Here is a 10339-nt window from a genome sequence, read left to right on the forward strand (position 1 = left end):
GGCGGCTCCCGCGTCAAGCGGAAGGCGGTCGCGCTTATCCTGCTGGGCGCCCCCGCGGTGGCCCCGCTGTTCTTCATGGCGCCGGCGTTCTTCACGATGAACAAGAACACCTTCTCGGTGTCGGTCGACGACACGCTGGGGACCGGCGCCGAGCTGTGCCTGTTCTTGTGCCTGCTGGTCAGCCCCATGGTCACGCTCACCGGGCAGCGCTGGTTCTTCGGGCTGCGCCGCTGGTACGGGATCATGATGGCGTGCTGCGGCATCGGGGACGCGACCGCCGCGGGGATCACCGATACCTTCGCCGGGGGCGTGTTCGGCCGGCTGGCCGGGCACGTTTTCGAGCTCGTGGGGTTCACCATGGTGCTGCTGGTCATCCCGCTGCTGCTGACCGGCAACCCGTGGGCGCAGCGCAAGCTCGGCAAGTACTGGAAGCGGCTGCACTGGCTCACGTATGTCATCTGGGGGCTGCTCGCCTTCCACCTGATGCTGCTGGAGGGACTGGGGTTCCAGAGCGGGTCCAACGGCTCCGGCTTCCCCGGTGACGGCGACCCGGTGTTCCACCAGCGGTTCTACCAGTACTCGGCGTGCAGCCTGTTCCTGCTCACCCTGCGGCTGCCGCCGGTCAAGCGGTGGATCGCCGCCCGGCAGAAAGAAGGCCGGAACTGGCTGGTCTGGGTCACCATCGGGCCGGTCTTCGCGCTGTTCATATTCGCCTTCATCTTCATCATCAATGAGGAGGTCTTCAAGGGAATCGACTCCTTCCGCGAGACCCCCAGCGCCGAATAACGCGACGACCGCCTTCCGCGAAGGGATCCGATGAGCCACACCTACGCCGCACCCGGCCGGGACGACACCGCGGCCGGCCGGGTCATCTTGATGATCATCTCCCCGCTGGCCGCGATCTTGGTGATCGCCGGCCTGATCTACGCCACCGGCGCCGCCGGCCGGCACGCCGCCGCCGCCCTTGCCGCCGGCTGCGAGCCCGCCCTGTTCATCTCCGGCCTGCCGTGCACCACCCAGCAGATGCTGGTCAGCCAGTACGACGGGCTCGTCAACCCGGCCGCCAGGCTGCTGGAAGCCGACACGGCCGCCTACACCGCCAGCGAAGGGCACAACCTGATTGCGGCCGAGGCGGCCCTGACCGCCGAGGTGGCGACCGAGCAGGCGTTCGACACCAGCCTGGCCGCGGTCACGTTCACCCCGCAGAACAGGGCCAGGGCGCTGGCGCTGATCACCAGCGCCGCCTCCAACGGCACCGCCGTGCCCATCGCCGCGGTCACCTTCACCCCCCAGCTCACCGTGATAGCCAACGCCGTGATCCGCGCCGACCAGGCCCTCGCTACCCTCACCGCCCAGCAGGCCCGCGCAGCCACCCTCACCCGGATGCGGTCATACAACCGCCGGGTGAACCTCGCCGCCACCGCCGTTCAGACCGAACTGACGCTCCTCCGCAAGGCAATTGAGGCGCCGCTTTCGGACGGCTGAGCCGTCCCTGGCCGCGTGGCCGCTCAGCCGGGAGCTTCGGCGCGCTCGGCTAGCGCGTTCCAGAACATTGCCTGGTAGGCGGTCAGCAGTCGCGCATAGCCAAGCGCGTGGACCGGTTTGCGGCCCGCTTCCTGCGCTTCCCGCACCACGGACAGAGCAAGGTTCTCCAGGTGCGTCCCCGGGACGCCGAAGATGTCGAAGAACGCGGTGGCCCGCTCACCCGCTCCGGAAATCCTGAACGCAGGGTTCTCCCGAAGACCCTGCCCCATGGCGGCGAAGTTGTCACCCCATGTCCCGAGGCTCGCCGCCAGCGCGAGCGCGGCGTCTTCGGCCGAGGCGTTGAGCGACAGCCATGAGACATATGCCGGGTAGGCCTGGCAGCCGGCCAGCGGTTCGGACGAGCGCAGCTCAGCCCGGCGCGCCCCCGCGGCTTCCACGAAGAGGCCCAGCATGTCTGCCGCATGCCTGGAGGTTTCGGCTAGCTCCGCGAAGAACCTCCCGGCCGCGGTGTCCGTGAAACGCGCCGCAAGGTAAAGCAGGCTGCGCTGGTTGCTGGCCATGACGCGCGCCTGCTGGCCCGCGAACTCCACGAGCAGCCGCCTGGGGAGCACATCCCCGCTGGTGGCCAGCGCGATGAACTTGTTGTCCTCCTGGCCAGCCGCGATATCCCGGCGTATCGCGTTCAGCAGGGCGCGTGGCGTGTTCCGCAGGGGACGCGCGCTGCTCTGGATGTCGCTCGGGCGGACAGGCAACCGCCGCCCGGTGCGCCCGCGGCCAAGCCGGCCAAGCCCGCCAAGCCGGCCAAGCCCGCCAAGCCCGCCAAATCGGCCAAGCCGGCCAAGCCGCGCCTTCGCACCCAGCCACGCGGCCGCTGCGAGCCGCCAGACCCGTCCGGCCAGGGTAGCGACCCCGAACAGCATCCGCTGGACGCCGCCCGCCAGCACCCGCGCCGAACGCGCGACCGCTCGGCGGCCGAGGTAACCCGCGGCCGCCAGCACGCATACCGCCACGGCGGCAGCGAGAACGATTACCAGGCTCATCTGCCAACGCCCTCCTGAGCTGGCAAAGCCTTAACGGGCCCCGGCATGCACGAGGCAAGGCGCCAGACCGCGCATGAACTTCCCCTGCAGGGGAAGTTCATGCGCGCCTTCGGGCATATCAGCATGCGCTCTAGGAGTGAGGCAGCAGAGCAGTGGAGAGCCTGCGGGCGGCGATCGCCGCCATCCTGAGCTTTCTCACCTTCTACGGCGGTGTCTTCGCGCTGGTCGCGTCGACCGCGACTGTCGGCATCGGGCTGGTGGCGAGCGACCGCGTGATCATGCGCCCCGAACTCCGGCTCGCCGCCCAGGCCGTCCACCGAGCGCTTGCCGTGGCCACGATCGTCTTCCTGATAACGCACATCGCCCTTGAGACGGCGGCAGGGCGGGTGCGCCCGGTGGACTCCGTCGTCCCGTTCCTCGCTCCCGGCAGGACGTTCTACATAGGGCTCGGCACGCTTGCCTCGGATTTCATCATCGTCATCGCCGTGACGGGGTTCGCGCGCGCCCGTTTCACGCACGGTCGGCTGAAGCCGCGGGTCTGGCGGGCTATCCATGCCGTCGCCTACCTGGCATGGCCGCTGGCGATCATCCACGGCCTGCTTGCGGGACGGCAGCCGAAGCCGTACGTCACCTGGAGTTACGGGATATGCGTCATCGCCGTGGTCGTCGCGCTCTTGACAAGGCTCGCCGCCGGCGCCTACACGCGACGGGCGACCCGATGAGCCCGACAGGCACGAGAAATCCGGGAGGCATGGAAGACCGGATCCCCGCGAAGCCGCTGTCGACCCCCCGTGTCCGCGCGGTCGGCCAGCCCCGGCTCACCGTCGGCCTTGACAAGAACCACCGGATCGCGCTGCCACGGCACCTGGCGCTGCATGGCCCGCTGCCCGGCCTGCCGCCCGGAGCGCTCGTCGCCCTGGCGAGGGCCGCGGACCAGCGCGGCCGTGGTGGCGCCGCGTTCCCGTTCGCGCGCAAGCTCCTCGCGGTGCTCGCCAGTACCCGGCCAGGCAGGCCCCCGGTCATCCTCGTCAACGTCATGGAAGGCGAGCCAGGCAGCGAGAAGGACCGCATGCTCACCACTCGCGTCCCGCACCTCGTACTCGACGGCGCCGAACTCGCCGCGACGGCCCTCGGCGCATGCGAGATAGTCATCGGACTCGCCGAATCTTCCGGCGCGGCGATCGGGTCCGTCGAAGCCGCCATCAAGGAGCGTCACCACAGTCGCCACCTGCCGCGCACCCGCGTCGTATCGCTTCCGCGCCGCTTTGTCTCTGGCGAGAGCGGGGCGCTTGTCCGCGGTGTCAACGGCGAGCCGGCGCTTCCGCCCGGCCGCAAGCGGCACGCGACCGACAGCGGCGTCGGTGGTCGCCCCACGCTCCTGTCCAACGCCGAGACGTTCGCCCAGCTTGCCGTCCTCGCCCGCCTCGGCCTGGACGCTTACAGCGCCGTGGGAACGGCCAGCGAACCCGGAACGATCCTGCTCACGGTCGGCGGCGCCGCCGGGACCTTCGTGGTGGAGGCCCCGGCGGGCACCCGGCTCACGACGATCCTTGGCGCGGCCAGGGCGGTCACGACGGGGCCCGGCGTGCTCGTCGGCGGCTACCACGGGACGTGGCTGTCGCCCGAGGTGGCCAGGACACTTGAGGTCTCCCGGGCAGGCCTGGCCAGGGCGCACGGCATGCTCGGCGCGGGTGTGATCCTCGCGATTCCCGCCGCCACGTGCCCGCTCGGCGAAATGGCGCGCGTCGTGCGGTATCTCGCCCGCGAATCCTCCGGCCAGTGTGGCCCCTGCTGGCGCGGGCTGCCGAAGATCGCGCAGGCCGCCACCCAGCTAGCCAGCGGCGCGGGCGACAGGCCTTCCGTTGACCGGATGCGGCAGTCCGCCGCATGGGTCCGCGGCAGAGGCGCGTGCGGGCATCCTGACGGGACGTCGCGGTTCGTCCTTTCTGCGCTTGAGGTTTTCGCGGACGACATCGAGGCGCACCTGGCCAACGGCACCTGCGGCCGGGGCACGCTGGGCGCCCTGCCCATCGCTGACGAGGACACAGGCCCGCGGCTGCTTGTCGACTGGACCCGCTGCGACCGTCACGGCCTGTGCGGGAAGGTAGCGCCGGAACTCGTCACGCTCGACCACGACGGCTACCCGATCATCGCCGACTCGCCCATCCCTGCCAGGCTGAAGCGCGAGGCACACCGGGCGGTGCTCCGCTGCCCGTCCCTCGCGCTCAGGCTCGGCCCGCCCCCGCATCAGATCGCCTGACCGTAACCATGGGTTTGCTGCTATCGCGCGCTCGTGGACGGCGCGGGGGAAATGTCAGAGGCTGACATGGTCGTCGGGGCCGTCCGGGTCAGCACCGCCGCGGAGGCGCACATGGCGGCGAACGCAACGGACCCGAGGGCGAGCCTCGGGACGTCCGTGGTGAAGTACTCCTCAAAGATCCAGACGCTGAGCGCGATGCTCACGATCGGGTTGATGATGACCAAGAGCGGCTGGGAAACGCTGAGCGGCCCGATGCGCAGCGTCGTCTGCTGAAGAACCTCGGCACCAAGACCGGCGGCGGCGAGCGCGTAAACCGGCCAGTGCAGGAACATGCCCCCCACGCCGAACTCCGACCAGGTGTCGGTCATGGTCTTGACCAACGTCGCGACCAGCGCCCACATCATGGCAGTGGCCGACGCCACCAGCGCGGTCCGGCGGACGGTGCTGCCACGCATGCCCAGCAGCGTCAGGAGTGCGGCGACCCCCACAGTGCCCCATGCGCCAGTCACCCACGCGTGGCTGGCGGGGTAGTGCGTGCCGCCCTGTGGCTCGGAAGTCGCCAAGAACACGCTCAGGGCTACGCAGGTCAGCGCCGCCGCCCACCAGGTGACGCCGCGAATGGACTGACGCAGCCAGATTCGCCGCAGTCCGAGGGCGAAGACAAGCTCGGTGACCAGCAGTGACTGGACCACCGACATCTGCCCGGCATGCAGCGCGAGCGCCTGGAAGACGAAGCCGCCGGCCAGCGCCCCCCAGCCCGCCAGCCACAGCGGGTTCCCGAGGAGGGAGACGACAAAACGCCAGCCCTTTGACTTCTTCGAGCTGCTGATGCTGCCGAGGTGCTGGGCGGTGACGTTGAGGGCGTTGCACAGCCCGGCGAGCAGGGCGTAAATGATGGTCACGCGTGAACGTCTGCCTTGCGTCGCTCCGGCCGCGGGCGATCGCGGCAACCTAAGGGCTGTCTTACCCGGCCATGGGCCCGGTCCGCCTCATTCCTCTCGGGTGAGGTGGTGCCCGCGATGCCCTCGTTACCGTGAGTAAGACCGAAGACCGCGAACGAAGGAGCGGGACTGCATGCTCGAGCCTGATCCTGCCTTCAGGCCGGTCCGGATGCGGGACGGCTACCTGCCGCTTGAGGATCTTGGCCTGATCGGAGACGGATCGACGGTGGCCCTGGCCGGCCTGGACGGCAGCATCCGCTGGCTGTGCCTGCCGCGCTTCGATTCCGAGCCGCTGCTGTGCGGTTTGCTGGACCGGGAGCACGGCGGCCAGTTCAGCGTCAGCCCAGAGGGCCTGACGGAGGCCCGCCAGCGCTATGAGCCCGACACCGCGGTGCTCATCACCGAACTGCGTGGCGCCGCCGGCGTGGTCAGGCTCACCGACGCGCTGGCGCTGCGCCCGGGCGTCGATCTCACCGATGACGTACCAGCGGGCCGGGGCGAACTGGTCCGGTCGGCGGTGGTCCTGCACGGGAAGGTCCGGCTCAATGTCGACCTCGACCCGCGGGGCGGAGCCCAGGCGCGAGCCGCCGCAAGCGGCTTGCTGGTCATGCCTGCGCGGCGGCAGGACCTTCGGCTGCACCTGCGCTCGAGTCGCCCGCTGAGCGGCCTGCATGGCACCTATGACCTGGAACAAGGCGATTCGCTTGACCTGGTGCTGTCGTGGGGGCGCACGCACCGCCACCATCGCTTCGACGCCGGGGCGATGCTGGCGGCCACGGCGGCGGCGTGGCGCCGGTGGATGACGCGCTTCAGCTACGATGGCCCCGCCGAACCCCTGGTGCGACGGGCCGCGATTACCTTGAAGCTCTGCGACCACTGGGTCAACGGCTCGCTGGTCGCCGCCCCGACCTCGTCCATGCCGGCGCCGATCGGCGGGGTGCGGAACTGGGACTACCGCTACACCTGGATCAGGGACGCGGCCTTCGCGGTGTTCGCGATGCGCCGGATCGGGTTCGCGGATGAGGCGGACGCATTCCTGGGCTGGGTCCTTGACGCCTTCGAACAGAGCCAGCAGCCGCGGATCATGTACGACCTCGACGGCGGGCCGGTGCCCGCGGAATGGGAGGACGCCGGGCTGGAAGGCTACCGCCGCTCGGCCCCGGTGCGGTGGGGCAACGGCGCGGCCGGCCAGCGCCAGCACGACGTCTACGGCGAGGTGCTGGACTGCGCCTACCAGTGGGTCCGCGGCGGCGGCCAGCTTCAGCCGCAGCTGTGGACGGCGCTGGCCTCCCTGGCCGAGACCGCCGGCCAGGCCTGGCGGCAGCCGGACCAGGGCATCTGGGAGGTGCGCGGCGAGGGTCGGGTGTTCACCTACTCGGCGGCGATGTGTCAGGTCGCCCTGGACCGGGCCGCAGCCATCGCCGAGCGGCTGGGCCTGCCCGGCCCGGCCTCCGCCTGGCAGGCCGCCGCGGAAAAGCTCCGCCAGGTCATCGTGGACCAGTCGTGGGACGAGGACGCCCGGACGCTGAGCGAGCACCTCGACGGCGGCGGCAGCCTCGACGCCAGCCTGCTGGCCCTGCCGCTGCGACAGGTCTTGCCCGCCGATCACCCGCGCATGGTGGCCACGGCGACGGCCGTGGCCGAGCGCCTGTCAGCCGGCGACGGCCTGCTGTACCGCTACCGGCACGATGACTCACCCGACGGCATAGCCGGCGACGAGGGAGCCTTCCTGCTGTGCAGCTTCTGGCTCGCGGACAACCTGGCCATGCAGGGCCGCGTCGATGAGGCCGGGGAACTGTACGCCTCGCTCTGCGCCCGGGCCAGCCCGCTCGGCTTGCTGTCAGAGCAGATCGACCCGTCCACCGGCGAGTTCATCGGCAACTACCCGCAGGCCTTCAGCCATATCGGGATCATCGCCAGCGGCGTTACCCTCGCAAGGGCCAAGGCCAGGGCCTCATGAGGAACAACCGGCGACAGCCTGTCTAGTCGCGCCGTTCTCGGCAAGCAGTCCTGCCGGATCGACCGCAGCCCAAGCGCGTCGTCATCATTGCCGTAGCGAGAGCAGGTGGGCGCGATATCCCTTGCCGAAGGCGGTCGGGGTTCCGTTGTAGCTCGTGATCAGGCTGGGACCCGCGCCGCAGCTGAAGTCGGCATTCCACGCCCAGGCCAGGTAGCTGGCCGACCGGGCGTCGAGCCATTTCATGAGCGGGTCGATGTAGTCGTCGGCGCAGTCGTTCTCGCCCATCTCCCCGACAATGAGGGGCACCTTCTTGAGGACGGGGGCTAGCTGGCTATTCCAGCAGCTGCTCACGTGACAGCCGGCGAAGTTGTAGGCGTGCCAGGACGCGGCGAGGTCGTGATCGGGATCGGTGGGCTCGTACGTGAGCCACTCGCTCAGGTCGCTCGCGTAGCCCAGCCCGCCCAGCATGATCACGTTCTTCGCGCCGGTGGCCCGCACAGTGTTGACAAGGGTTTGCATGCCGGCCACGGAGTAAGAGATGCCGGTGCAATGACCGCCGTACAGCCAGCAGTGCCAGGCCTCGGTCTCGGTGGCCCCCACCGCCGACTCCGGGAACGGCTCGTTGAACAGGTCGAAGATGACCGAGTCGTTGTCCTTGAACGTTGCCGCCACCGACCGCCAGAACGGCACCGACTCGGCGGTGTCTGGCATGGGCTTCTGGCACTCCGCGCGCGCCGTGGTGCACGAGTCCGGCGGGCCCGTGTAGCTGCCGTCGGACCAGTGCAGGTCGAGGATCACGACCAGGCCGTTTCGGTTCAGCAGGCTCACGTATGCCTCGACCGCCTTGCGGTAGCTGGCGCCGCGGTACTTGCTGCTCACGTAGGACTCGCCGTTCCAGCAGGCCTCATTCAGCGGTACCCGCACGGCGTTGATGTCCCACGTCTTCATGGCGGTGACCGACGCCTGGTCCACCGGCCCGTCGAAAAGGCCCCATCCCTGGACGCAGGCATACTCGCCGCCCGAGCGGTCCACGCCGTGCAGGACGACCCGCGCACCTTGCGCGTTCACCAGGCTATTGCCCGACACGTGCAGGCTCAGTGCCGCCGTGGCAGCGGGCGCCATCGAGGCTGCGGAGGCGGCGATGACCATGCCTGACGGCCCGGCGGCATCGGCGGCGGACACCGCCACGGCTGTGCAGAGGCCGGTCACGGTCACGGCCAGGAGGGTAGCGGTTAGTCCCCGGAACATCATTGAGACGCATCCTCGCTATCGACAATGAACTATCCCCAATGAGGTCGAACCCCGCGATCCGGATTATTCAGGGAAGGGGCACCAGGGGGCCGCGCTTTCGCAAAAATGCACCTAATGTCCGAGATCCGGCAGATCTTGGATCCTGGTTCCGGAAGGCGCACGGGTACCCCGGGCCAGCCGACAACCGACCACATCGCTCGGCCGGCCGGCCAGCGTGATTCTTGAATAAAAACGATCGGATAAGTAGACTTTATAACCGGCCGACTGCTCCAAGGAGTGATCCCGTGACCGACACCCTGACTAGCCGCTACGAAATCCGCCCGGCCAGTCCGCTGATCGGTGCCGAGGTCGAGGGCGTCGACCTGGCACAGCCCGTTGCCGGCGTCACCGCGGAGGCCCTGCGGGAGGCCTTTTGGACCTACAAGGTCCTGGTCTTCCGCAACCAGAACCTGTCGCCGCTCCAGCACGTGGAGGCAGTGCGGCTCTTCGACGAGCCTTTCGACCATCCCCTGTGGGTCAACCGGCATGAGGACAGCCGGCTGGTCTACACCTTCAACCTGGAGAAGGGCACCGCGGACCGCTGGCACATCGGTGGCACGTGGCGGAACCCGCCGTTCAACATCGAGTCGCTCACCTACCAGGTGGTGCCCGAGATCGGCGGTCACACGCTATGGGCTGACCTGCAGGCGGCCTACGACAGCCTGTCCGAGCCGGTGCGGCGGCTCCTGGAGTCGGTCAGCGCCGTCTACAGCGCCTACCCGGGCGACGGAACGCACAACCGCCCCCCGGTCACCGAGACGATCGAGTACCCGGTCGTGCGCACCCACCGCCACACGGGCCGGAAGGGTCTGCTCATCAGCTCGTCCGCCCTCCGGCTCGCGGGCGTCACCGAGGCCGAGAGCAAGGCGCTCCTGCCCTTGCTGCTGGCCCACGCATCCTCGCCGAACTACACCGTCGGCTTTGGCTGGAAGCCGGGAGACTTCGTCATCTGGGACAACCAGGCCACCTGGCACTACGCCGTTAACGACTACGACGGCCCCAGGGCTTACCGCAAGGTCATCGGCGGCTAGCGCCCGGCTGGCGCCGCCTGCCGAGCGCGCGCCTCCCCCTGTTGCGGCTCGGGATGACGTCGTTGCTGATTACCTGGCGCCATCCCCTCGGCATCCGGACCGGCGCCCCCGGCATCCTCCGGCATACCCGGATTAAATGTTGACTAAAACTATCGGATTAATACACTTCTGTAGGTCACCACAAGTCGCCCTCTCCGGGAGGGTCGGTGATCGGCGGGCCCCAGCGTCGGAAGGCAACGTTCGTGACCACAGCGGGCGAGGGAAAGTCTTCGAGGAACACTCAACTGCGCAGAACGCTGTCGCTGCTCGGCGCGATCGCGATCTCGATCGGC

9 protein-coding genes are annotated in these 10339 nt (G+C 69.3%); 6 read left to right on the forward strand and 3 right to left on the reverse strand.

The window, feature by feature from the left end; genetic code table 11:
• Both Q1N79_RS24530 and Q1N79_RS24535 read left to right on the forward strand, forming a co-directional pair.
• Positions 1-786: ferric reductase-like transmembrane domain-containing protein (locus tag Q1N79_RS24530; RefSeq protein WP_300612851.1), on the forward strand; the 786-nt coding region annotated here is incomplete at its 5' end.
• A gap of 30 nt (positions 787-816) precedes the next feature.
• A complete protein-coding gene (locus tag Q1N79_RS24535; RefSeq protein ID WP_300612853.1) occupies positions 817-1485 on the forward strand; it encodes a hypothetical protein in 669 nt (222 codons plus the stop codon).
• 23 nt (positions 1486-1508) lie between these two features.
• Here the strand turns inward: Q1N79_RS24535 and Q1N79_RS24540 are convergent, their stop codons facing one another.
• Complete coding sequence (locus Q1N79_RS24540) at positions 1509-2525, reverse strand: hypothetical protein (RefSeq protein ID WP_300612855.1); 1017 nt, start codon at positions 2523-2525, stop codon at positions 1509-1511.
• Between the two features lie 152 nt (positions 2526-2677).
• Between Q1N79_RS24540 and Q1N79_RS24545 the strand changes: the two genes are divergently transcribed.
• Together Q1N79_RS24545 and Q1N79_RS24550 are read left to right on the forward strand one after the other, a co-directional pair.
• Positions 2678-3247 (forward strand): ferric reductase-like transmembrane domain-containing protein, encoded by a 570-nt coding sequence (locus Q1N79_RS24545; protein WP_300612857.1) that lies wholly within the window; start codon positions 2678-2680, stop codon positions 3245-3247.
• A 29-nt stretch (positions 3248-3276) separates the two neighbouring features.
• Entirely contained in the window at positions 3277-4785 is a 1509-nt protein-coding gene (locus Q1N79_RS24550) for an NADH-quinone oxidoreductase subunit NuoF family protein (RefSeq protein ID WP_300612859.1), read from the forward strand.
• Between the two features lie 20 nt (positions 4786-4805).
• On the opposite strand, the gene Q1N79_RS24555 is transcribed toward Q1N79_RS24550, so the two are convergent.
• Positions 4806-5687 (reverse strand): DMT family transporter, encoded by an 882-nt coding sequence (locus Q1N79_RS24555; RefSeq protein WP_300612860.1) that lies wholly within the window; start codon positions 5685-5687, stop codon positions 4806-4808.
• A 172-nt stretch (positions 5688-5859) separates the two neighbouring features.
• On the opposite strand from Q1N79_RS24555, the gene Q1N79_RS24560 reads away from it, so the two are divergent.
• On the forward strand, positions 5860-7686 hold the full coding sequence (locus Q1N79_RS24560; RefSeq protein WP_300612862.1) for a glycoside hydrolase family 15 protein: 1827 nt from the start codon (positions 5860-5862) through the stop codon (positions 7684-7686).
• A gap of 84 nt (positions 7687-7770) precedes the next feature.
• On the opposite strand, the gene Q1N79_RS24565 is transcribed toward Q1N79_RS24560, so the two are convergent.
• A complete protein-coding gene (locus Q1N79_RS24565) occupies positions 7771-8901 on the reverse strand; it encodes a cellulase family glycosylhydrolase (protein WP_300612864.1) in 1131 nt (376 codons plus the stop codon).
• 320 nt (positions 8902-9221) lie between these two features.
• On the opposite strand from Q1N79_RS24565, the gene Q1N79_RS24570 reads away from it, so the two are divergent.
• The gene (locus Q1N79_RS24570) at positions 9222-10007 is read left to right on the forward strand and encodes a TauD/TfdA family dioxygenase (RefSeq protein ID WP_300612866.1); all 786 of its coding nucleotides are present in this window, start codon (positions 9222-9224) and stop codon (positions 10005-10007) included.
• Positions 10008-10339 lie beyond the last annotated feature (332 nt).

The sequence above is a fragment of the Trebonia sp. genome (genome assembly GCF_030042015.1).
Lineage (GTDB): Bacteria > Actinomycetota > Actinomycetes > Streptosporangiales > Streptosporangiaceae > Trebonia.

What these genes read in the sequence shown, in the direction of transcription:
- Q1N79_RS24540 (WP_300612855.1), bottom strand. Translation starts at nt 2,525, where the DNA reads ATGAGCCTGGTAATCGTTCTCGCTGCCGCCGTGGCGGTATGCGTGCTG.
- Q1N79_RS24560 (WP_300612862.1), top strand. Translation starts at nt 5,860, where the DNA reads ATGCTCGAGCCTGATCCTGCCTTCAGGCCGGTCCGGATGCGGGACGGC.
- Q1N79_RS24535 (WP_300612853.1), top strand. Translation starts at nt 817, where the DNA reads ATGAGCCACACCTACGCCGCACCCGGCCGGGACGACACCGCGGCCGGC.
- Q1N79_RS24550 (WP_300612859.1), top strand. Translation starts at nt 3,277, where the DNA reads ATGGAAGACCGGATCCCCGCGAAGCCGCTGTCGACCCCCCGTGTCCGC.